Consider the following 21,023-nt stretch of genomic DNA (forward strand, 5'->3'; position numbering starts at 1 on the left):
GTGCGGGCGCGGCGTCCCGTGCACCTCCGTGATATCGGGAAGACGCCCGTCACGGGTGGGACCAAAGACCTCGCGGGCGGCGATCACGGCCGGCAGGCGGGCTCATCGCCCCCGGTGGCGAGTGCGTCACCGCCTCGCGATCGGGCGAGGTGTCGCGCTCGGCTGACGCCGCGGACCCGGTACCCGCCGATGACCGGGCCACCACCAGGCCGCTCGGCCGAGCAAGGTCATCACAGCGGGGACGAACAGCAGCCGGATGACGGTGGCATCCACGAAGACGGCGACGGCGAGTCCGACACCGAACACCTTGATGACCGGGTTCGTGCTGAAGGTGAAGCTCAGGAAGACGGCGATCATGATGATGGCTGCCGCCGAGATCACCCCTCCCGTCTCGGCGAGGCCGCGCGTCGTCGCCGTGCGCGCATCTCCGCCGCGCAGCCACGCCTGCCGCATCGAGGTGAGGAGGAACACCTCGTAGTCCATGGAAAGCCCGAACAGAACGGCGAACAACATCATGGGCACGTAGGGGTCGAGAGGCATCGGGCCATCCAGGCCGAGCAGCTCGACGCCATGCCCCTCTTGGAACACCCACACCAGTACGCCGAAAGCGGCGGCGATGGAAAGGAGGTTGCAGACGGCCGCCTTGATGGGCAGCAGGATCGAGCGGAACGTGAAGGCCACGAGCACCATCGATAAGGCGACGACGGTACCGATGAGCCACGGCAGCCGCTCGGAGATGCGTTCGCTCAGGTCGGTGCGCGTCGCCACCGCGCCGCCCACGTGCGCGTCGACGTTCGACGCGGGGACGACCTCTGCCCGCAGCGCCGAAACCAGCTCCGCGGTCCGCGTGTCGCTCGGGCCGGTCGTGGGCGTCACCTGCATCGAGACGATGCCGTCGCGCGGCACGGGAGGCGACACCGCAGCGACGTCGTCGCGGCCGGCGATGTCGGCGGCGAGCTCTTGCCAGTCCGCGAGCGACTCTTCGCCCCCCTCGGCCACGAGCAGCAGAGTTGCGTTCTCCCCCGCCCCCCAGTATTCGGCCGTCAGGTCGAAGGACACGCGCTGGTTCGAGCCGGGAAGCGCGTCGCCCGCGCTCGACTGCCCGAATTGCAGAGCGAATGCCGGCAGTGCCAGGACGACGAGCACGGCGGCTGCCGACACACCCGCGATGACCGGATGCCGCGTGAGTCGCGGCGCCAGACGCTCCCACGCGCCGCGACGCGCGGCAGGGGCACCGGCGTCTGCGTCAGCGACGGCTCCCCCGCGGGCGGCGGCGTGCCCTTCCCCCACCGTCCCGACCGACGCGGGAGACACCGCGATGCGGTCGCGACGGGCGAGCGCCCGGTACCCGATCGCGGCCAGCACCGCTGGCGTGAGGGTGAGGGTCGCCGCGACGGCCACGACCACCACGATCGCCGTGGCGTACCCGAGCCAGGCCACGAACTCCACGCCGGAGATTGCGAGGCCCATCGCGCAGATGGCCACGGTGACCCCCGCCATCGCCGCGGCCTCCCCCGCCGTGTGTCCGGTCGTGGCCGCGGCCTCGACCGGGGGCAGCCCCTCCTTCAGCGCTGTACGGAACCGCGACAGGAGGAACAGGGTGTAGTCGATGCCCACGCCGAGCCCGATCATGATCGCGAGGGTCACGGCGCTCTCGGAGATCGTGTACCCGTGACTCAGCAGCCAGATGGACCCGACCCCGCCTGCGACCGCAATGATGCCGGTCGCAACAGGTGCGAGCGCGGCGAGGGCGGAACCGAGGGCGACGAACAGGACGATCAGGGCAGCGATCACACCGACGAGTTCGCTGTTCACGCTGCCCGCGCGATCGAGTTGCGTTCCCAGCGGGGCGCCGATCCCCACCTCGAGCCCCGCGGAGCGGGCGGGATCGAGCGCCGCATCCACATCCTGTTGCCACACGCGTCCCTGTTCCTTCGGGTCACCCACGACCGTCAGCATGAGCGCGTCGCCACCCTCGGCGAGGGTGCCGGCGCGCGTCGCCGTGACGGGGTCGGTCAACGGGTTCGCTACCGACTCTCCTGTCGCGGCTTCGAGACGGTCGATCACGTCCTGCACGACGTTCTCCTGCGCGGAGAGATCGGGCCCCGCCAGAACGATGCGGCTGGTGGGCGCGGGGTCCTCCCCCGCGCCCGGATCTGCTGCTTCGAGAAGATCTGCTGCGGCCTGGCTGTCTGATCCGGTGACCTCGAGATCGTCCTGCAGAGCCGGGCCGACGAGGTAAGCGCTTCCGAACAGCGCACCGACCGCGATGACCCACGCAGCGATCGTCAGCCAGCGGCGGCGCGCGCACACCCGCGCGAGGGAGGAGATGAGGCGTTTCATGTCAGCCTTCCTGGTCGGAGGGTTCGGAGGGAGGGGGATCGGAAACCTCGGGGGATGCCGACGGGTCCAGGCATTCGCGTACCGCCGCGAACCCGTTGCCGGCTGTCGCGCCGTCGTCGTCACGTGTGAGCGGCAGGCCGGCGGAGAGCTCGACAGCCCCCGAGCGGAACTCGACATCGCTCACCCGGACTCCGGGCAGCGCGAGGGGGATGCCATCCAGCAGACGCTCGGCAACGTCGGCGCCCTCCCCTCCTCTGCCGGAGAGCAGGGAGAGGGCTCGCTCCGCGGGGAGAGAGATGCCGGCCGCGCTCACGGAGTCCGCCACGAGGCGCCATCCCGCCCCGTCGTGCTGCGCCACGAGCAGCACCTCGACCGTCACGGGAGCACCACGGAGCGAGCGTTCCACCGATACCAGGACTCCGCCCGCGACGGTGCGGACCGTCAGGTCCTGGTCCGTGCGGCACCGCGCGACGGCGTCCAGCGCCGCATCCGTCACGGTGACGCGCACCGCGATCGACCCCGAGATCAGCTGCCCGAGGGCGAGGCCGTCGACGGGTGCGATCGAGACGCCCGGGAGGGAGCCGCTCACGGACGCCGTACGCGCGGTGAGCTGCTCACGCGCGACGACCTCCCCGACGACGAGACCTGACACCGAGACGAGCGCAACAGCGGCGCCGGTCCAGATCCAGGCTCCGGCACGTTTCGAGACCATGCCCCCATGCCAGCGGACAGACCTCTCGGGAATCGGACGCTGTCCTGACGATCGGCTGACGAATCAGCCGGATGCCGCGGACGGCAGACGCACTGTCACGCGCGTTCCGGCCCCCGGTTCCGATTCCAGCGTGACATCGCCCCCGTGCGCGATGACGATCGCTTCGACGATCGCGAGCCCCAGACCGCTGCCCGCCGTGCGGTCCCCGGTGACGAACCGCTCGAACGCATGGTCGCGCAGGTCGGGGGGCATTCCGACGCCGTCGTCGTCGACGACGAGGACCGCAACGTCACCCGCCCGGTGCACGTCGAGCGTGATCGACGCGTCGGCGCCGGCATGCCGGAGGGCGTTCCCGACGAGGTTGCGGACGAGCTGGGCGAGCGCGTGCGGGTCGCCGTCGACCGCGACGGGACCGTCCGCCACGAGCGCCACGGCGGCATCGGGTGCGAGAAGCGCCGCATCTTCGACGGCGGCCCGACACGCCTCGAGCAGGTCGACCCGATCGCGCACGGGCGACGTCGCCTCACTGCGCGCGAGCTGGGCCAGACGGTCGACCAGGACGCGCATCCGCTCCGATTCTTCCGAGACACTGCCGAACGCCCGCTCGGTCGTTTCGGCATCGTCGGGACGCTGGAAGTGCAGCTGGGCCCAGCCCTGGATCTTCGTCAGGGGCGTCCGCAGCTCATGCGACGCGTCGGCGACGAACGTGCGCAGCCGACGCTCCGTGGCATCCCGTCGGCCGTCCAGCCGTTCGATCGCGCGGGCCACGCTCTCGGTCTCGCCGAACTCCCCGGCGGGCGAGACGGCGAGCGCGGCCAGATCCGACCGCTCGACGCGGTCGACGAGCACTGTCAGCGACCGCGTCGTGCGTGAGACCACCAGCGTCACGACCACTCCCGCCAGCACCAGGACGACCGCCAACACAGCCAGGGCGGCCAGCGCGAGCGCGGTCACCAGGCGGTCGGCTGCCTCCATCCCCACACCGACCAACGCCGTCGCGACAGGCGTCGTCGCTCCGTCGTCGTACGCCGTGCCGGGGGGAAGGTCGACGCGCGCGAACATCACGCTGCGGCCGGCGATCTCGGCACGGGCCGTCTCCTCGCCACTCAAGGAGCCCGCAACCCGTGCGAGGTCCTCGAAGGGCGTCGCGGTATCCGCTGACGCGGCGACCAGGTCACCCTCGGCGTCCAAGAGCGCCACCACCGTCGATCCGACGTTGGCGGCCCGCAGTTGCGCATCATCGATGACGAGGCCGTCCTGCCCGACTCGCGGCCACGTGGTCACGGTCTGCGCCGTCACACGCACGTGTGTCTCTGCGGTGCGCAGGGTGATCAGGCGGACGCCCAGGACGCTCGCTATCGCGAGGACGACCCCGGCGACGGCGACGACCACGAGGATGCGACGACGCAGCGTCCGCACCATCGAGGGACGCCCGACCGCGGTCATCACGGCTCCACGCGCAGGCAGTAACCGAAGCCCCGCACGGTCTGGATGAGCGGCTGACGCCCGGCATCCACTTTTCGGCGCAGCGTGGAGACGGCCTTCTCCACGACCTCACCGCTGCCGCCGAAGTCGTAGCGCCACACGTGGTCGAGCAATTGACCGCGCGAGAGGACACGCTCGGCGTTCTCGAGCAGGAATCGCAGCAGGCGCAGTTCGGTCGGGGTCAGGGGCACGATCTCACCGCCGCGGCGGACGCGCTGGCCGGCAAGGTCGAGTTCGAGGTCGGCATAGCGCAGGACGTCGGGGTCGCCGGCCGGTGTCCCCCGGCGCCGCACCGCATCGATGCGGGCGAGCACTTCGGACACGTGGAACGGCTTGGTCAAGAAGTCGTCGGCTCCGAGTCGAAGTCCGGCGACTCGCGCCTCGACGTCGTCGACGGCGCTGAGCATCACGATCGCGGCCGACGGCGCCGCCGCCCGAAGTGCCGTGACGATCTGCACCGCGTCGACGTCGGGCAGCACCCGGTCGAGCAGGATGGCGTCGTATTCGTCCGCACGAGCCAGGCGCAGTGCCTCCGCACCGGTCGCTGCGCTCGCCACAGTTCGACCGGGCGCGGCGAGGACCGACGCCAGCAGGACGCGAATGCCCTCATCGTCATCGACGACGAGCACCCGCGTGGGTGCATCGTCGTTCTTGCGCGCGGCCATGACCTCGATGCTAGGGGCGCGACCAGGACGAGTACCGCCACCCGGCCGCGAGTGCGGCACGCCCGGTCCCGCCGCTGCGGGGTCGGGCGCCAACGCCCGACCCCGCCTCCTCACATGGTGGCCAGGAGATCCTCCATCGTGGCGATCTCCTCCACCTGCGATTCGACGATCGTGCGGGCCAGATCGACGACGTCGGTGTTCTGTCCCTCGTTCACCTCGTCATGCGCCATTTCGACGGCGCCGCGGTGATGCTCGATCATCTGCTCCAGAAACAGCCGGGAAGCATCGAGGCCCTCGGCGGCTTCGAGTGCCTCCATGTCGGAAGCCGACATCATGCCGCCCCCGTGCTCCATGTCGCCCATACCGTCCATGGACATCCCCCAGTCGCGCAGCCAGCCCTCCATCCGATCGATCTCTGGCTGCTGTGCGGCCTTGATCTGCTCTGCCAGGGCGACGACGCGCTCGTCGACACCGCTCTTGGACAGGAGCGTGTCCGACATCTCCACGGCCTGCTGGTGGTGCGGAATCATCATCATGACGAACATCACGTCGGCATCCGAGGCATCCGCCGCGGGGCTCTGCGTCGTGGTGGCTCCCGAGCCGTGGTCCATGCCGGGCATGGAGCCGGATCCCCCTGTGCCGGAACACCCCGCCAGGGTGAGGATCGCCGTCAGGGAAAGTGCGGCCGTGGCCGCGAAGCGCTTCTTCATCTCTCTCGTTTCTGTCGTTGTGCCCGCCGAGCGGGCCGTGTGCAGTGCCTTCCGTCGGGACGGGGCAGCACTCACGTACGACTGATGCAGAGAGTGGTGAGGGAAGGGGGCGGCAAAGAGCGAAGCACCAAGCGCCGCCGAGCGAGAGCCGCGCTCACGATAGCGAGGTCGTCTCGGTGACGGGAACGTGCTCCGACCACCACCATCGCGATGACCGTGACGAGCAGTCCCAGGACGCACGCCATCCATGCCGTCGACGAATCTGACGGACACCCGGCGCACACGGGGCCCGCCGTCGCTTCGAGGGGTCGGACATCGACCGCCGCGTCGACGGATCGGGGGTCCTGCGCCCTCTCGCCATGGTCGGGGGCGACGGCCCCGGTTCCGTGGTCTCCGTGGTCGCCGGCGACGGTCGCGTGATGTCCGGCGACGGTCCCGTGATGTCCGGCGATCGTCCCGTGGGTGTTCAGCACATGCATGGACAGGAGCCCGACGGTGATCGCCGCCGCGATCAGAAACCCGGCGAGCAGGGAGAATCGCCGCGTTCGCGCGGCGCGCACATCCTCAGCGATGGCGAGTAACGACATCCCGGCCTCCCTTCACCAGGGTAACGACGCCGCGGGCGCCGTCGGGCCGCGCGGGCTGTCGCCCTCGGCATCGGCGGGACCGCCGTGACCATGGACGCTCCGCAAGGTCGTTCCCTCCGCCCGGGATCGTCCTCCTATCGCGCCCTGCCATGACCCGAGGACGGGGGTAGCGTTGCCCGCGTGACGCATCCGCAGTGGCATCCCTCCGAAGACGGCATCAACTTCCACACGCGCAAGTGGGTCAAACCCGAGGACCTCAATGCCAACGGCACCCTTTTCGGTGGCAGTCTGCTGCGCTGGATCGACGAGGAAGCGGCGATCTACGCGATCATTCAGCTCGGCAACTACCGCGTGGTCACGAAACTCATCTCGGAGATCAACTTCGAGGCATCCGCTCTGCAGGGCGACCTGATCGAGATGGGCCTGACCGCGACGCATTTCGGGCGTACGTCGCTCACGATGCGCGCCGTTGTGCGCAACATGATCACGCGCAAGCGGATCCTCACCATCGAGCGGATCGTGTTCGTCAGCGTCGACGAAGACGGCAAGCCGAAGCCGCACGGATACACCGACATCACGTACGACCGCGACCGGATGCCGCGCGAGCACCCGGCGACCGGGAGCATCCGGCTCGATTGAGCACACCGGTCGCTACGCCTCGACTCAGGCGGGGCTTGCGATCTGGATGAGGTTGCCGCAGGTGTCGTCGAGGACGGCCGTGACCACGGGGCCCATCGACGTCGGTTCCTGAGTGAATCGCACACCCTCGGCGATCAGTCGCGCATGGGTCGCCCTCACATCGTCGACGCCGAAAGACGCAGCCGGGATGCCATCGGCGGCGAGCGCCGCGGCATAGGTCTTGGCCGCGGGGTGCTCGTCGGGTTCGAGGAGCAGCTCGACGCCGTCGAGATCTTCGGGCCCCACGACCGTCAGCCATCGGTGCTCACCGATCGGCACGTCGTTCTTCACGACGAAGCCGAGTGTGTCCGTATAGAACGTCAGCGCCTTGGCCTGGTCGTCGACGAAGACACTGGTCGTGGTGATGCGGATGCTCATGATGTCTCCTCTGGTCTCACCCATCGCGCGACGATGTCGCCGAGAGGCTCTGTGTGCAGGTGGTGAATCTTCGTTCGTCCCGAGCGGTGTGATCTGACGAGTCCGGCATCCTCGAGGACGGCGATGTGCTGGGAGATCGCCTGCCGCGACGATGCGACGCCGTGCCGCATCGCCAGACGGCTGCACAGCTCGAACAGGCTCTGTCCGTCGCGCTCGGACAGCTCATCGAGGATGAGCCGCCGCGTCGCGTCGGCGAGGGCCTGGTAGACGTCTCCCACAGGGCGAGCATAGGCAAGTATCTGCTTGCATATCAATACCCCGCGCGGACCGACTGCGTTCGCGTGCCGCGATATCGCGCTCGCGCATTTGCTCTCCCCCCGGCCCCTGCCTCTACCGTGGACGAACCGAACCCGGAAGGACACGCGTGACCGAAGAGATCGAGCAGAACTGGCAGAGCTGGACCGGATTCGCCATCGTCGCCGGCGTCGCGGTGGGTGTGGTGATCGCGATCATGATCGTCGTGAGCGTCTCGCTCGCCCTCATCGGCCGCAGGAAGAGGTGGGCGGCGCGGCTCAGCGACCGGGTGCGCTGGCCGTTCCGCATTGCGCTGCTAATTCTCGCCGTCACGGTGTCGATGTCCGCTCTTCCGATCAGCGATGACCTCCGCGGCGGGCTGCAGCACCTCTTCGGCATCCTGGTCATCATCGCGGGGGCGTGGTTGCTCGCCCAGCTCTTCCTGTTCTTCGTCGACAGCGGGAGTCAGCGCTACAAGCTCGCCGAGAGCGACACGTTCTCGGCGCGCAAGATCCGCACCCAGCTGGAGATCGTGCGACGCCTGGTGATCGTGGTCATCGTCGTCGTCGCGGCAGGCGGAATCCTCATGACGTTCGATGCCGTGCGGGCCGTCGGCGCGAGCGTGCTGGCCTCGGCGGGTATCGCTTCGATCGTCGCGGGTCTGGCCGCGCAGTCGGTGCTGAGCAACCTGTTCGCGGGCGTGCAACTCGCCTTCAGCGAGGCGATTCGCGTGGGCGACGTCGTCGTGGTGGAGGGCGAGTACGGCCGCATCCAGGAGATCACGCTCAGCTACGTCGTGCTCGAGCTATGGGATCAGCGGACCCTCGTCCTGCCGTGCACGTACTTCACGACGAACCCGTTCGAGAACTGGACCAAGCTCGGGCGCGCGCTCCTCGGCACCGTCTTCTTCGACCTGGACTGGCGCATTCCCGTCGATTCGATGCGGAGCGAGCTCGAGAGGATCCTCGGCGAGACCGAACTGTGGGACCGCGCCGCGCACGGGGTCCAGGTGACCGACGCCGTCGGTGGCCTGCTCCAGGTGCGCGTTCTCGTGAGCGCCGACGACTCCGGCCGCCTGTGGGACCTGCGGTGCCTGGTGCGCGAGAAGCTCGCCGAGTGGGTGCGCACCGCGCATCCCGAAGCCCTCCCCCTGCAGCGGGTGCAGATCGACGAGCGGCCGATCGAGGCGGCCGTCGTCCGGTGACCCCGTCTACCCCGGCGTGATCCGGTGATCACGTCTCTCGGCAACCCTCTCGCGCACACGCACCCGAGGCGTAGCATGCGCGTACACCGGAGCCCTGCGCGGCATCCGGCCCCTCTGTCAGAACGAGAACACGGGAGACCCCGATGGACACGACCATGATGATGAAGTCCATGCCGATGGGCGAGATGAGCATGGACATGGATGCCATGCAGGAGTGCCTGCAGTCGATGAACGCGTGCGCGATGGCGGCGGCGATGTGCGCCGGCAGCGACATGATGCACGGCGCGGAGATGGCGAAGTGCTGCGCCCTGTGCTCGAACATGGTCGAGATGGCTCAGGCGACCATGCACATGATGATGCGCCCCGCCGGCATGGACATGGACGTGATGAAGGCCATGATGACGGCCTGCATGACCATGGGCAAGGCGTGCGCCGCCGAGTGTCGCATGCACGCCGACATGGACGAGATGTGCCGCTACTGCGCGATGGCCTGCGACGACATGGTCATGAAGTGCGAGGCCCTGATGGCCTCGATGACCGTCTGAGGTTCAGACGGCGCGCGCGGTCGTGAGCACGGCCGACGCGCTGAGGAGCTCCGCGACCGGGTGGTAGCCGACCGGCTCCCCCGCCGCGATGTCGGCCGCGGGTCCGACGATGTGCACGCGGACGACCGTGCCGTCCAGCAGCGCAATGGTCGCTTCGGCGCCGTCCACGTGCGTCACCAGGCCGTCCCACCACGCGGACGGATGGGCTGCGGCCATGCAGCGCTGGATCGGGTGGACTGTCGACGAGATCGTGCGGGACATGGCTTCACCTGCCTTCGTGGAGTGGGATGACACGAAGGTACGGGATGCCATCACACGGGGTGCCGGGCGGCGTAGCGGGGCGTAACACCACGGCATCCCACGACACACTCGGGTGCGTCGCGCGGGAGCGGCCGCGGGCGCCCCGGCGTCACGGAGCCGGGGTCGACCCCCACGTGAGTGCGAGGACCGTGACGTCATCCTCTTGTTCCGTCTCGGCCGCGCGGACGATGACGTCGTCGACGATGGCTTCGATGTCGGCCCGTTCCACGATGAACTGCCGGTAGCGCTCGATCGAATCCAACGATCCGCCGAACAGATCCAGCACCCCATCACTGACGGCGATGACACTGTCGCCGGGCGCGAGACGGACCGCGTCGCTCGACCACGAGACTCCCAAGCCGATGGGCAGATGCGTCGAACGCAGGAAGGTCGTCTCTCCGTCGGCGCGTCGGAGGAGAGTGAGGCCGTGGCCCGCATCCGCCCAGCGGAGAAATCCGTCCGCGTCGATCCGGGCGTGGAAGCACGTCGTGAACTGGTCGGTGCCCTCTCCGGGCGAACCCGTGCTCAGCCCCTGAGCCGCTCGTTGGAAGGCTGCCGCCGGGTCGTCGGCGTCGATGCTGCTGCGGATGACGGTGCGCACCGCGGCGGCGATCATCCCGGCTCCCACGCCTTTGCCCATCACGTCGCCGAGAGTGACAGCGGCACCGCCGCTCGGGGTGGCATACCAGTCGAAGAAGTCGCCTCCCACCGTGCGCGCGGGAACGCACGCCCCCGTGACGGCGAACTGCGGTGGCAGCGCCGACGCGTCGAGGGGCTGAAGGGAGCGTTGCACCGCGGCTGCCTGAGACACCTCGCGTTCGGCGATCCTGCGGCGCAACTGTGCCGCCGTCAGCCTGTTGAGCGACCTCCGCGACAGCTCGTTGACGACCGCGCCGACCGTCGCATACACCAACACGGCGATCACGAGGCGTACCAATTCGCTGGGCGTCAGCCCCCTCCCCGGAGCGAGCGCGAGAGGCAGCAGGAGCGTGAGACAGACCCCGAGCAGAGGAACGACGATCCGCCACCGTTCCCGGCCCGCCGCGATCCAGATCACGGGAAGCACCACGATGGCGAGGAAGACGGATTGGCTTTCGCCGGTACCGAAGCGCAGCATCCCGATCGCGACGAAGTCGGCGATGGGAACCGCGATCTCGAGACGGCGCAACGCCGGCCAGCGCACCATGAGCCCCGACACCAGGAGGAGGAAGACCACGAGAGCGGAGCCGCCCCACAGGGCCGTCTCGTTCGTGACGAGCAGGAACGGCACGAGCGCACTCGCGACAGACGCCCCGACGACCAGGGCCGCGACGACGGTCTGCTTGACGAGCGGTTCCCAGACCGCGGGCGCCGCGGAGGGCCGAAGCGGCGCGACCCTGACAGTCCGGGAGGGATTCCGTGTCGCCGACTGCGTCATGCCCTCAGTCAACACGACCGCACGCGGTCACGGCGTTTCCGCCGTGTGCGGGGAACGGGCGAAGGTTTCGCGTGTCGTCCGGAGGCGGATGAGGGGACGGCCGGAGTGGCTCGGCGCAGGTGAATGAGGGTGGCGCCTGAGCAGGAGGAGGAAACGACAAGAGGCCCGGACCCCGCGGTTCTGCGGAAGTCCGGGCCTCGTCTGTCGGGATGACAGGATTTGAACCTGCGACCCCTTGACCCCCAGGTGGCAGGAGCAGTCCTCATAGCCCACCTGACCAGGACTTTTACTTTTCAGGAGCGCGTCCTGCACGTCAGGCTTTGCAGGCTTTGCAGGTTGTTGGTCACCTGATTGGTCCACTCCCGGCCTCATTCGCAAGACAGCCGCCTACCAGCCTCGCTTCTACATGAGATCGAGGCGCGCTTCGATCATCCGCCCCATCTCCCGTGTGGTTTCGCGTTCAGCACCGCTGCGATGTACTCTCCACGCGACTGGCCGGGCGCCGTGAACTCCTCCCAGGTGGCTGAGGTACAGGCCGAGTACGCCCACTCGACTCCATTCGGAAATCGAACAAGGATCGTCTCCGCCTCGGCAATGAAGGCTTCAGCAATGATGCGCGATGAGCCGTCTACTGGTCGCCAGTCGATCATGATTCCTCCGTGTTGTAAGTACCTCGCCATGAATCAATCGCTGCCGAGACATCTGGAACGGTGCTCGGCAATCGCCACGCGTCCAGGGATGGATCGTGGGCGTTAGGAAAGGGACTTGGCGGGTCAACCAAGGCACGTGCGGGGAGCGAGATGGACTCCCCCGTGACGATGGCCTCGCCCGTTCGAAGTGCAGGGAGCACCGCTGCAAGGCCGGAGACACTATCGGGTAGCGCGGCTCGAATCTTGGCCTGGTCCGCGGAGTTGCTGAGCCGTAGGGCGATCAGCGTGCCCGATTGGGCCAGGGCAGTGTCAGGAAGCTCTGAGGGGCGTTGTGTCACTAGCATCAGCCCGACACCGTATTTGCGGCCTTCGCGAGCTATGCGGTTCGCAGCCCTGCGAGCCATGGCGATCGCGCTATCACCGAGATATCTGTGGGCCTCTTCGAGAACGATGAGGACTGGTCGAGACCTACCGATCCCATCGCCTGACTTCGGACTTCGGATTGCAGCTTCGAAGATGAGCGTCAGGATGACTCCGATTGCGAGTTCGCTGGCGGTCTCGGGGACGCCGCTGAAGTCCAGGATGGAGACTGGTCGTTCGCCGCCCAGCCAGTTGGCGACTTCGCCGACGAGTGGATCGCGCCCGTTCTTGTCTCCTTGCGGTTGTTGCAGGAACGATAGCCGCGGGTCGAGCAGGCCCAACCTGAGCAGTTCGGGCATTGTTCCGTGTATCCCGTGGAACGGCCCCTTGAACGGGGCAGTATTCCCGGCGCCGTGCGGAGCGTACCGCCGAGGCTCGAGTCGGCTGGCGTCGCCGTCGTGCTCGAGGGCAGCGGTACTCGGATCTCGCAGGACTCTGTGAGTCTCGTTGTTCTCTGCGTCGAGTTGATGCCACACACTTCGGATGTCGAAGGGGACTGGTGTGTCCGCCGTCACTGCGGCATCGTCGATACTGAGCCACGTCGCTCCGTGCGCAAACTCACGTCTGGCAGCTGTCACGAGCTCAGCGAATCTGCTCTGTGTCGTAGCGCCGCCCTGCGCGCCCGCGAGGGCGAGGAAGATGTCATTAGCGGGGAGCGCCCAGTATGGGACGCGTATCCCTCCTGCTCCTTCTCCAAGGACAGATCGAACAGATGCAAACTCGCCGAGGGCGTCGGCATACTCTCCGTGTGGATCGATGACGACGATGTTCGCGGCGTCCCACCCGCCCCTCGCGAATCCTTGAAGCAGAGACGCCACGCAGCTCGTCTTGCCGGAACCTGTGGAGCCCACCACCGCAACGTGCCGGGTCACGAACTTACTGGCATCCACACACACTGGGACTTCCTCAGCCGCAGCGAGCCTCCCGACTCGCACGGTGGCCTCGCTCTGGGGAGGAAACAAAGCTTGAAGGTCGCCGGGCGTCGCGAAGTGGACGGGATCGTCAAGTCCGGGATAACTTCCGATACCACGCTGGAAGGAGCCGGTACCACGGTTGATCTCTCCAAGGAGTTCAACCTGAAGCCACCGCTCACCTACTTGGACCGTTTCGACCGGTCGAGACGGCCCGCTCAGTTCAGCAATTCCGAGGAGGCTAACTTGTCCGACGAGATCGACCAATCCTTGCGGTATTCGGACGATCGATCCGATCTGGCCGATTCGCTGCAACTGTCCACGAAATATCGGAGCCGCTCCCGCGAGGTCTGGATCGAGTGCAACCGTGACCTGAGCACCAAGCACGTGCCTGACTCGGCCGATGCATGTTGGCTCGCGCTCAGCCATGTGACTTCGTCGCCGCGGTCAGCAACTCACTGAGACGCGCCTCCAGCTCGCCTTGTGGTGGGGAACTGCGGGCGAGGAATCGTGTGAGGTTCGCGAAGTCACCGAACTGGAATGTCCCCTTCGCCCACGTATCGTCGGGGGTTGTAGACGGTTCGTCCCAGTTGTTCCTCAAACCCCCAAGAATGGCTTCGGCCGGCGCGACGACCTGGAAGTTCGGCGTAGTCACGGCAAACTGAGCGACCTCGTCGGGGATGACGCCAAAGCAGAAGGCGATGAACTCGGAGCGGGGGCGTCGTCGTGCAGCTTCGAAGATGATCTCGTTCAAGTGTTGATCGCCGAACGAGTATCCGGTAATTAGGACGAGGCTTTCTGGCTGGTGAAGTGCGCGCCGCAAGCGATCCTGCAGAACGACGAACGGAACACGGCGTGACTCATCGTATTTGGCATCGGACGGGTAGATCGCTGCCGGACGATGATCTGGCACCGGTGCACCAAGTCGGACGACCTCTCGATTTGCGTCGCCGTCCCAAGTCCAGTGAACGGAACCGTGCAGTTTCCACAGGCGAACGAGGAAGGGTGGGAGGGCTTCGCGATCTGTCGCAGTTGTCTCTTCGACAAGATCTCCCCTGAATCGAGCACGTAGCGTTCCGACGAACCCGTCGAAATATGCAACGCCGAGCGCTTCTAGTCCGGTCTCGATCAGGAGGTCATAGTTGACCGTGAACAGTTCGAGGGCGTGGTGGTAGTCCGCCCTCGCCGCCCAGGCTGCCAGCCTTAGCGCCGGGTCAACCTGAGCGTTGGCCACGGCGAGCTGGCTGATGATCAGCCGGCAGATCGTTAGGTCGAGTTCGCGAGCTGTTTGCGAGCTGAGTCCGTCAACCAAATCGTCCGTATGGTCGAGAAGGGCTGCTATGCGCCTGACCCGGCTCAGGACCTGCTCCAGGTTGCGCCCTTGCGATAGGCGCTTGAAGGCTTCGGACTGGTCACCTGTCAGAGCCTGGTCGATGTGCTGCGCAAGACCAGTCACGTCGGGAAGACCGCAGGCGCGGGACGCGCCTGCTCCGATGAAGACGCAGACATGCCGCGAGCGGGATGCGAGCTTCTCGCTCAACCCGTTCACGAAGCGGACGACGTCGTGGCCTGGCATGAGCAAAGGCTACGGGAGGGTACCGCGCGCGAAGGCGCGACGCGCAGAACGTCTGGCTCAGATGATAGCGCCGCGAGCGATCAGGCGAAGACGACCTCCCGGACAGCCTGATGCCGGTCGAGGTAGCCAAGCTGATCCATCAGCGCCCGGACCACGGCCTTGCCTAGTTCTAGCGGGACGGCGTTGCCGAGCTGGCGCTGAACGTCTGCTCGGGTGCCGTCGATCTTGAAGTCGTCGGGGAACGACATGAGTCGGAGCATTTCGTTGACGCGGAGGCGTCGTGCTCGTTCTTCGCCGGAGGCGGTGCGGACGTTCTCCCAGTGGAACGGGCCGACCCACGGCCCCGGTTGTGCTTGGAGCGTGGTGGAGGGCCGGTTGGGGTCGAGCCGGAGCAGGAAGGTCCAGTAGCGGCTCCGCCATTCGAAGTGGTTGCGGCCGCCGTATCGCTCGGTGTGCCACAGGTAGTTCTGACCGGGCGGGATCTCGGCGGCGAGCTGCCCGTAGTTGCCGTCAACGATCTCGTCCTCGGCCGCACGAACCAGTCGAGGCAACCCGGCGAACGCCTGGGAAGCAGTGACGTGCGGAATCTTGCTGGCGTCGACGGTGCGGCTGTGCTCGCTCCACCCGGAGTGGGTGGGCTCGGGGAACTCGAACTTCTCACCGTCGCGTCTGCCGACGACGAACACGCGGCGGCGCAGCTGCGGGACTCCGTAGTCCGCGGCGAGCAGCACTTTCCATTGCGGGTTGTAGCCGAGTTCGCCGAGTCCCTTGAGGAGCCGGTCGAACTGTGCTTTGTGGGTCTTATACGTCAGGCCCTGCACGTTCTCCAAGATGAACGCCTCAGGGCGTGACTCACGGACGACACGGACGTACTCGTCCAGCAGCGAAGCGTTCGGGTCGCGGCTCTCGCGCTTCTGCTCCAGCCAGAACCCGGACTTGCTGAACGGGGTGCACGGCGGCCCGCCGACGACCAGCACAGGCTCCTTGGCCCGCAGCCCTGCGGTGGCGAGGATCTGCTCGGTGGGGACCTGTCGAATGTCACCGGTGAGGGTCGCGGCGCCGTCGAAGTTCGCCTTCAACGTCTGCAACGCGGGCTCGTTGTAGTCCGTCGCGACCGACACGCGAAGGAGGCCGCTGCCCGGGTCGCTGGAGGCGAGGGGCTCGGCGTCGGCACGCTCGACGGCAAGGTCGAGTCCGCCTGCTCCGGAGAACAGGCTCACCACCGGGAGCTGCTCGCCCATACGCCACCTCTTCCTATACGCGCACGCACGGCCCGGCCTCTGCGGGCAGCGCGTGTCTGACCAGTATCGTCGAGACGAGTCTGCCGACAGCCACCGACATGCCCAACGTGACCAAGGACATCGGTAGGCAACCCGAGCCGGAAGGGGTCCTGTGGAGGAAGTGCCGCTCGCCGGACGCGCCTTCGGCGAGGTCTACCGCGTCCAGGGACGCAGCGACCTGCACGCGTTCCTCCTCGACGCCGTGCATGCCTCCGGCGGCCGTGTGCTCTACGCGAGCGACCCACACCGCGCACCCGTCTACCTCGGCGTGCAGCTGGACTCCGACGAGCGGATCGGAATGCTCGTCTACCCCTTCCGGGTCACCCGCAACTCGATCAAGAACCGCCCAGACGACGAGGTCCGCGGCCAGCTCCGCTACGGCGCTGAGGAGTCCTGGAAGCGAGAGCACCCGGTCGGACGGGATGTCGCCGGCGTCGATGTGACGATGATCCTCGGGGTCGACCTCGCCGACGGCGTAATCCTCGGCCTGGACGCCAACCTCTGGGACCCACTGCCCATGGGCATCTCCTTCTATGCCAAGGACGCCGAGATCCAGCAGGCTAAGGCGTCCGGCTGGCACGTGTGGGAGAAGGTCAACCGGGCCGGCACCAAACGCTCCGAGCCCCGCTCCCCCACGAATCTGGAGACGGTCGTCGCGTTCACCCCCGACCGCCTCATCGACTACGCGCGTCTCGAACGACGAGCGACCTCACTGCGCCTGGACCAGCCGCTGCGATACTCGGCTGCCGTCGCCCTCGCAGACAAGTCGGCGGTCGAGAAGCTGCCGCGCCGGCACGTGCTGGAGGAGCAGTTCGCGCTCACCAGCGAGCAGATCCTCGACATCATCGGCGGCCGCAACCGGCTCTCCGTCGCCGTCCGCGGCGGGGTCGCCGAGTACCACCTGGAGCACCTGCTCGAAACATCGCCCGACATCGCCGCGGTCGAGCGGCTCGACGTGGACGCGATGCACGACTTCAACGTCACCCTCGCGGACGGAAGGCTGATGAGGGTCGAGTGCAAGAACGCGAGCCCGAAGACCTCCGCCAGCGGGAGCTTCAAGGTCGAAGTGCAGAAGACCCGCGCATCCAAGGGCGATCCCGCCTCGCGCTTCTACCCCGTCGACGGGTTCGACGTCGTCGCCGCCTGCCTCTTCTCGCCGACCGGACGGTGGGAGTTCCGCTACGGGCTCACCTCACTCATGGCGCGGCACAAGGACTTTCCCGACCGCCTTGCACCGATACAGACGATCACCAACGACTGGGCGGAGAGCCTGTCCGCCGTCAGCGAGTGACCGCTCGCCGACCGCGCACGACATCCACGATGCTCGCTGCGATAGAGGCGGGGGCTTCGTGTTCCCAGAACCGCAGCACGCGCCAGCCCCGTTCCTCAAGCAACTCGGTCGTCTCGACATCTCGGAGCCGGTTCCGGCCGATCTTGCCCTCCCAATAGTCGCGGTTCGTCGACGGCATCTTGAAGTGTTCAGGGCAGCCGTGCCAGTAGCAGCCGTCGATGAGCACCACCACGCGGGCGCGGGTGAACAACAGGTCTGCCGTCCGACGCAGGTCGCACTCCGGTCGCGCGTTGACCCGGTATCGCAGTCCCGCGGCATGTACCAGGCGGCGCACCGCCAGTTCCGCCTGCGTGTCACGACTTCGATTGCCCTGCATGGTCTTCCGGGCGGCAGCGCTCGAAGCCCACGGCGTGTACATGGTTCGAGGCTATGTGCATTGCGGCGGCAGCAAGAGCCATGCCTCCGACCCTGACACCGGCGGACGTGACGGGTGTGTCTCGGCCCTCAAGGACGATTCTCACGGATATATTCAGCCGTAGGAGGCTGTTTTCGACGAGGAGCACCAATGACTGCACAGACCCTGGACGAGCGGTCATGCAGTTGCGGCCCTGAAGAAGGCGACCTTCCCGTGGCCCTCCTGTCCGCCTCGGTGCACGACCCCTCGCTCTCGCCGTCGCTGATGGCGTTGACCGTGGATTACGAGCTGAAGAGCTGGCGCGCTTCCGCGCTGGCGACCCATGTCGTTGACTGGGCGCTTGACTTCGCACTGCGACGCTCCGAGCGCGCGATGCTCACCCCGGGGCGGGCGACAGAGCTGGCGCGCCGAGCGGTCAAGATCACCTTCGGCAACGGCAATGACCGCGGCGTCCCCGGGGAAGTCCTGCTACATGCCGTGTGTCGCCAGTTCTTCGGCAGCGACACCGTGATCAACAAGGTGTGGTTCAAGACAGCGTCGAACGACACATACAAGGGGTTCGACGCCGTCCACTGCGTCCACGAGGGAGATGAGCTCCAGCTCTGGCTGGGCGAGGCCAAGTTCTACAAGAGCCTGACTTCGGCGATCCGATCAGTAGCCACCGACCTCGACGAGCACCTCGACCAGGACTACCTCCGTTCCGAGTTCGCGCTTATCGCTGACAAGATCGACGACGACCATCCTCACGGTGGTGAGCTACGAAGGCTCATGCACCCGAACACATCCTTGGACGAGGTCTTCGACCGCATCGTCGTTCCTGTGTTCGTCGCATACGAGAGCTCGGCCACGGCCGCGCACGACCATGTCTGTGCCGAGTATCGGGAGGCTCTCGAAGCCGAGGTGCGCCGCGCCTGGATCAAGTTCGGCAACGCGATCGATAGCAACCTCCCCGTCACAGTGCGCCTGTTCCTCCTGCCGATGGGGAGCAAGAAGGCTCTGACCGACGCACTCGACCAGGAGCTGAGCCGATGGCGCTGAACCTCGTCGAAGCAAGACAACAGCTCCATAGCGCCAACCTCGACGAGGATAACGCGTTCAGGCTGCTGGCCGACATCGGGGTCCACGGCGCATTCGTCGATCGCGATGAGGCGCGCGAGCTGCTCATCCGTTTCCTAGCACGGAGAGACGAGCTCTCGACTCCGCTGCACGAGATCCTGCAAGGCCTGGTCCGAGAGCACGGGCTCTTTCCTTATCTGCGCGACATCGCCGAGCTGCCCACAGCAGATCGCCTCGCATTCGAGATGCACCGACCAACCCCTGCGGTCGGTGACGATGTCGTCTTTCACGCAGAACAGGCCGCAGTGTACGAACGCCTGATGAGCGGCGAGAACGTCATCCTTTCCGCGCCGACAAGCTTCGGGAAGAGCTTGGTTGTTGATGCGATCCTCGCCGCCGGTCGCTACAGGAATGCCGCGGTCGTCGTCCCCACGATTGCTTTGATGGACGAGACACGGCGCCGGCTCGCGAAGCTGGCCGACCGGTACAAGGTGATCACGCACGGCTCTCAGCGTCGGGGCGAGCGCAACTTGTACGTGATGACCCAGGAGCGACTGCTCGAACTGGGAGATATCCCGGATCTCGACTTCTTCGTGATCGACGAGTTCTACAAGCTCGACCCTCACCACAGCGATGACCGCGCCGTTCAGCTGAACGTTCTGTTCCACCGGCTTCTTTCGACGGGTGCCCAGTTCTACCTCCTCGGTCCGAACATCGCCAGCATCACTGGTGGAACAAGCGAGAGACTTCGCGCGTCGTTCGTGAACACGGGCTTCACGACGGTCGTGACCGATGTCGATCGAGTCCACGCCGATGCTGCAGAGCTGCCGGATGCGCTGGCCGCCGTCTGCGGGGAGACCGGGCCGGGGACTCTGGTGTTCTGCAAGTCCCCTCCACGCGTTCGGGAGGTGACGCAGTGGCTCGTGGACCGTGGCGTCGGAGCAGGCAATCTTCATCCGGTGCTTGGCCAAGTCGCTGATTGGGTGGGGCAGGCATACCATCCGGATTGGTATGTCGGGAAGGCGCTCAGGCACGGGATCGGCGTGCACCATGGCAAGTTGCCCCGTGCCCTGGCTCACCACATCGTGCGGCTCTTCAACGAAGGCCGCTTGCCGTATCTGCTCGTCACGAGCACGTTGATCGAAGGCGTGAACACATCGGCAAAGTCCGTCATCGTGCTCGACAACAAGATCGCGACGAAGAAGTACGACTACTTCACCTTCAGCAACATTCGAGGACGCTCGGGACGCATGTTCCGGCACTTCGTAGGGCGGGTCGTCGTCTTCAACCCTGAGCCGCATGCCGCCGACCTCACTGTCGACGCGCCGATCCTTTCCCAGCCGGACGACGTCGCAGACGAGATCCTGATCCACCTGCCGGAAGCGGAGCTGACGCCGCGCAGCAAGGAACAGCTGCGGCCGTACCTGGAACAGACGCTGCTGAGTCTCCAGACGCTCCGAGAGAACAAGGGTGTTCCGCTCTCGTGGCAGTTGGAGACAGCAGATCAGATCACCTCCGATAGGCGCCGGTGGATGAGGACACTCGCGTGGAACGGGACATATCCGACCAGCGCACAGGTCAGGGATCTCGCGCCGCTGCTGTTCACGCTCACGGGGTCGGGAAACGCAGTGCGGACCGCGAAACAGCTCGGCGCGCGAGTCAACATGCTTCGGTCCCAGCAAGGTGACTTCAAGGCGCTTGTCGAGCAGGCTGTGTCCAGGGGCACATCAGCGGATGACGCTATGGAAAGTGAGCTTGAGTTCCTGAGGAACTGGGCGCAGTTCAAGATCCCGACTGCATTCGCCGCGGTAGAGAAGATCGCAAACGACGCGTTCAGTGCGGATAGGTTCACCGCGAGCAGCACCGCGGTCTTCGCCAACGAGCTGGAGAACTTGTTCCTCCCACCGTTTGCTGCCGTGCTGGAAGAGTATGGCCTCCCGGTTTCGCTCACGCTCAAACTTCGGCATCAACTTGATCTAGGACGAGCATCGGGGCTAGATGAAGTCCTTGACAGGCTCCGAGAGATCGACGTACCGCCTTCAACGCTCGGCCCCTTCGAGCGTGAGATGCTCGCAGACACCCAACGAACACTCTGACCAGAGCGCG

Annotated in this window: 21 protein-coding genes; 6 read left to right on the forward strand and 15 right to left on the reverse strand. The window is 66.7% G+C overall.

Features of this window, described 5'->3' with window-relative positions; translation table 11 throughout:
* Window positions 1-126: 126 nt before the first annotated feature.
* The 6 genes from P5G46_RS14015 to P5G46_RS14040 all read right to left on the reverse strand — a co-directional run bounded on the left by P5G46_RS14015 (window position 127) and on the right by P5G46_RS14040 (window position 6,502).
* Window positions 127-2,343: an MMPL family transporter gene (locus P5G46_RS14015; RefSeq protein ID WP_239275965.1), complete on the reverse strand. Its 2,217-nt coding sequence runs from the start codon at window positions 2,341-2,343 to the stop codon at window positions 127-129.
* Window position 2,344: 1 nt separating this feature from the next.
* On the reverse strand, window positions 2,345-3,055 hold the full coding sequence (locus tag P5G46_RS14020; protein WP_239275966.1) for a DUF2993 domain-containing protein: 711 nt from the start codon (window positions 3,053-3,055) through the stop codon (window positions 2,345-2,347).
* Between the two features lie 63 nt (window positions 3,056-3,118).
* Window positions 3,119-4,501, reverse strand: coding sequence for a sensor histidine kinase (locus P5G46_RS14025; protein ID WP_375096061.1), 1,383 nt, complete (start codon window positions 4,499-4,501; stop codon window positions 3,119-3,121).
* The gene (locus P5G46_RS14030; RefSeq protein ID WP_239275968.1) at window positions 4,501-5,205 is read right to left on the reverse strand and encodes a response regulator transcription factor; all 705 of its coding nucleotides are present in this window, start codon (window positions 5,203-5,205) and stop codon (window positions 4,501-4,503) included. The genes P5G46_RS14025 and P5G46_RS14030 overlap by 1 nt, the downstream gene beginning before the upstream one ends.
* 110 nt (window positions 5,206-5,315) lie before the next feature.
* Window positions 5,316-5,915 (reverse strand): DUF305 domain-containing protein, encoded by a 600-nt coding sequence (locus tag P5G46_RS14035; RefSeq protein WP_239275969.1) that lies wholly within the window; start codon window positions 5,913-5,915, stop codon window positions 5,316-5,318.
* Between the two features lie 71 nt (window positions 5,916-5,986).
* A complete protein-coding gene (locus P5G46_RS14040; protein WP_239275970.1) occupies window positions 5,987-6,502 on the reverse strand; it encodes a hypothetical protein in 516 nt (171 codons plus the stop codon).
* Window positions 6,503-6,682: 180 nt separating this feature from the next.
* Between P5G46_RS14040 and P5G46_RS14045 the strand changes: the two genes are divergently transcribed.
* Window positions 6,683-7,141, forward strand: coding sequence for an acyl-CoA thioesterase (locus P5G46_RS14045; protein WP_239275971.1), 459 nt, complete (start codon window positions 6,683-6,685; stop codon window positions 7,139-7,141).
* A 24-nt stretch (window positions 7,142-7,165) separates the two neighbouring features.
* Here the strand turns inward: P5G46_RS14045 and P5G46_RS14050 are convergent, their stop codons facing one another.
* Together P5G46_RS14050 and P5G46_RS14055 are read right to left on the reverse strand one after the other, a co-directional pair.
* Complete coding sequence (locus tag P5G46_RS14050) at window positions 7,166-7,558, reverse strand: VOC family protein (RefSeq protein WP_275438117.1); 393 nt, start codon at window positions 7,556-7,558, stop codon at window positions 7,166-7,168.
* On the reverse strand, window positions 7,555-7,836 hold the full coding sequence (locus P5G46_RS14055; protein WP_239275972.1) for an ArsR/SmtB family transcription factor: 282 nt from the start codon (window positions 7,834-7,836) through the stop codon (window positions 7,555-7,557). The genes P5G46_RS14050 and P5G46_RS14055 overlap by 4 nt, the downstream gene beginning before the upstream one ends.
* Before the next feature lie 146 nt (window positions 7,837-7,982).
* Here P5G46_RS14055 and P5G46_RS14060 point away from each other — a divergent pair, with 146 nt between their 5' ends.
* Window positions 7,983-9,056: a mechanosensitive ion channel family protein gene (locus P5G46_RS14060; RefSeq protein WP_239275973.1), complete on the forward strand. Its 1,074-nt coding sequence runs from the start codon at window positions 7,983-7,985 to the stop codon at window positions 9,054-9,056.
* Between the two features lie 28 nt (window positions 9,057-9,084).
* Here P5G46_RS14060 and P5G46_RS14065 read toward each other — a convergent pair whose 3' ends face one another.
* The gene (locus P5G46_RS14065) at window positions 9,085-9,264 is read right to left on the reverse strand and encodes a hypothetical protein (RefSeq protein WP_408905909.1); all 180 of its coding nucleotides are present in this window, start codon (window positions 9,262-9,264) and stop codon (window positions 9,085-9,087) included.
* Here P5G46_RS14065 and P5G46_RS14070 point away from each other — a divergent pair.
* Window positions 9,254-9,601, forward strand: a complete 348-nt coding sequence (locus tag P5G46_RS14070; RefSeq protein WP_408905910.1) for a four-helix bundle copper-binding protein — start codon at window positions 9,254-9,256, stop codon at window positions 9,599-9,601. The two genes, P5G46_RS14065 and P5G46_RS14070, sit on opposite strands and share 11 nt — an antisense overlap.
* Before the next feature lie 3 nt (window positions 9,602-9,604).
* Here P5G46_RS14070 and P5G46_RS14075 read toward each other — a convergent pair whose 3' ends face one another.
* The 5 genes from P5G46_RS14075 to P5G46_RS14095 all read right to left on the reverse strand — a co-directional run bounded on the left by P5G46_RS14075 (window position 9,605) and on the right by P5G46_RS14095 (window position 16,116).
* Window positions 9,605-9,862, reverse strand: a complete 258-nt coding sequence (locus P5G46_RS14075) for a nuclease (protein ID WP_239275975.1) — start codon at window positions 9,860-9,862, stop codon at window positions 9,605-9,607.
* 148 nt (window positions 9,863-10,010) lie between these two features.
* Entirely contained in the window at window positions 10,011-11,318 is a 1,308-nt protein-coding gene (locus P5G46_RS14080) for a PP2C family protein-serine/threonine phosphatase (RefSeq protein ID WP_239275976.1), read from the reverse strand.
* Window positions 11,319-11,964: 646 nt separating this feature from the next.
* Window positions 11,965-13,728 (reverse strand): ATP-binding protein, encoded by a 1,764-nt coding sequence (locus P5G46_RS14085; RefSeq protein ID WP_408905911.1) that lies wholly within the window; start codon window positions 13,726-13,728, stop codon window positions 11,965-11,967.
* Window positions 13,721-14,875 (reverse strand): SIR2 family protein, encoded by a 1,155-nt coding sequence (locus P5G46_RS14090; RefSeq protein ID WP_408905912.1) that lies wholly within the window; start codon window positions 14,873-14,875, stop codon window positions 13,721-13,723. Before P5G46_RS14090 ends, P5G46_RS14085 begins: the two co-directional genes overlap by 8 nt.
* 80 nt (window positions 14,876-14,955) lie before the next feature.
* A complete protein-coding gene (locus P5G46_RS14095; protein ID WP_408905913.1) occupies window positions 14,956-16,116 on the reverse strand; it encodes a DNA cytosine methyltransferase in 1,161 nt (386 codons plus the stop codon).
* Between the two features lie 151 nt (window positions 16,117-16,267).
* Here P5G46_RS14095 and P5G46_RS14100 point away from each other — a divergent pair, with 151 nt between their 5' ends.
* On the forward strand, window positions 16,268-17,446 hold the full coding sequence (locus P5G46_RS14100; protein ID WP_408905914.1) for a hypothetical protein: 1,179 nt from the start codon (window positions 16,268-16,270) through the stop codon (window positions 17,444-17,446).
* Here the strand turns inward: P5G46_RS14100 and P5G46_RS14105 are convergent.
* Window positions 17,436-17,864 carry a very short patch repair endonuclease gene (locus tag P5G46_RS14105; protein ID WP_408905915.1) on the reverse strand — a complete coding sequence of 143 codons (429 nt, stop codon included), beginning with the start codon at window positions 17,862-17,864 and terminating at the stop codon, window positions 17,436-17,438. The genes P5G46_RS14100 and P5G46_RS14105 overlap by 11 nt on opposite strands.
* Before the next feature lie 147 nt (window positions 17,865-18,011).
* Between P5G46_RS14105 and P5G46_RS14110 the strand changes: the two genes are divergently transcribed.
* Together P5G46_RS14110 and P5G46_RS14115 are read left to right on the forward strand one after the other, a co-directional pair.
* Window positions 18,012-18,899: a HamA C-terminal domain-containing protein gene (locus P5G46_RS14110; RefSeq protein WP_283716790.1), complete on the forward strand. Its 888-nt coding sequence runs from the start codon at window positions 18,012-18,014 to the stop codon at window positions 18,897-18,899.
* Window positions 18,890-21,013 (forward strand): DEAD/DEAH box helicase, encoded by a 2,124-nt coding sequence (locus tag P5G46_RS14115; protein WP_408905916.1) that lies wholly within the window; start codon window positions 18,890-18,892, stop codon window positions 21,011-21,013. The genes P5G46_RS14110 and P5G46_RS14115 overlap by 10 nt, the downstream gene beginning before the upstream one ends.
* Window positions 21,014-21,023: the final 10 nt, after the last annotated feature.

It is taken from the genome of Microbacterium mcarthurae (genome assembly GCF_046064585.1).
In the GTDB taxonomy this organism is placed as follows: domain Bacteria; phylum Actinomycetota; class Actinomycetes; order Actinomycetales; family Microbacteriaceae; genus Microbacterium; species Microbacterium mcarthurae.

Excerpts from the sequence above, each read along its gene's own strand:
- P5G46_RS14050 (WP_275438117.1), bottom strand. The coding sequence starts at position 7,558 with ATGAGCATCCGCATCACCACGACCAGTGTCTTCGTCGACGACCAGGCC.
- P5G46_RS14085 (WP_408905911.1), bottom strand. The coding sequence starts at position 13,728 with ATGGCTGAGCGCGAGCCAACATGCATCGGCCGAGTCAGGCACGTGCTT.
- P5G46_RS14065 (WP_408905909.1), bottom strand. The coding sequence starts at position 9,264 with ATGGCATCCATGTCCATGCTCATCTCGCCCATCGGCATGGACTTCATC.
- P5G46_RS14115 (WP_408905916.1), top strand. The coding sequence starts at position 18,890 with ATGGCGCTGAACCTCGTCGAAGCAAGACAACAGCTCCATAGCGCCAAC.
- P5G46_RS14040 (WP_239275970.1), bottom strand. The coding sequence starts at position 6,502 with ATGTCGTTACTCGCCATCGCTGAGGATGTGCGCGCCGCGCGAACGCGG.
- P5G46_RS14105 (WP_408905915.1), bottom strand. The coding sequence starts at position 17,864 with ATGTACACGCCGTGGGCTTCGAGCGCTGCCGCCCGGAAGACCATGCAG.
- P5G46_RS14090 (WP_408905912.1), bottom strand. The coding sequence starts at position 14,875 with ATGCCAGGCCACGACGTCGTCCGCTTCGTGAACGGGTTGAGCGAGAAG.
- P5G46_RS14070 (WP_408905910.1), top strand. The coding sequence starts at position 9,254 with ATGGATGCCATGCAGGAGTGCCTGCAGTCGATGAACGCGTGCGCGATG.
- P5G46_RS14015 (WP_239275965.1), bottom strand. The coding sequence starts at position 2,343 with ATGAAACGCCTCATCTCCTCCCTCGCGCGGGTGTGCGCGCGCCGCCGC.
- P5G46_RS14110 (WP_283716790.1), top strand. The coding sequence starts at position 18,012 with ATGACTGCACAGACCCTGGACGAGCGGTCATGCAGTTGCGGCCCTGAA.
- P5G46_RS14020 (WP_239275966.1), bottom strand. The coding sequence starts at position 3,055 with ATGGTCTCGAAACGTGCCGGAGCCTGGATCTGGACCGGCGCCGCTGTT.
- P5G46_RS14035 (WP_239275969.1), bottom strand. The coding sequence starts at position 5,915 with ATGAAGAAGCGCTTCGCGGCCACGGCCGCACTTTCCCTGACGGCGATC.
- P5G46_RS14080 (WP_239275976.1), bottom strand. The coding sequence starts at position 11,318 with ATGACGCAGTCGGCGACACGGAATCCCTCCCGGACTGTCAGGGTCGCG.
- P5G46_RS14025 (WP_375096061.1), bottom strand. The coding sequence starts at position 4,501 with ATGACCGCGGTCGGGCGTCCCTCGATGGTGCGGACGCTGCGTCGTCGC.
- P5G46_RS14075 (WP_239275975.1), bottom strand. The coding sequence starts at position 9,862 with ATGTCCCGCACGATCTCGTCGACAGTCCACCCGATCCAGCGCTGCATG.
- P5G46_RS14030 (WP_239275968.1), bottom strand. The coding sequence starts at position 5,205 with ATGGCCGCGCGCAAGAACGACGATGCACCCACGCGGGTGCTCGTCGTC.
- P5G46_RS14095 (WP_408905913.1), bottom strand. The coding sequence starts at position 16,116 with ATGGGCGAGCAGCTCCCGGTGGTGAGCCTGTTCTCCGGAGCAGGCGGA.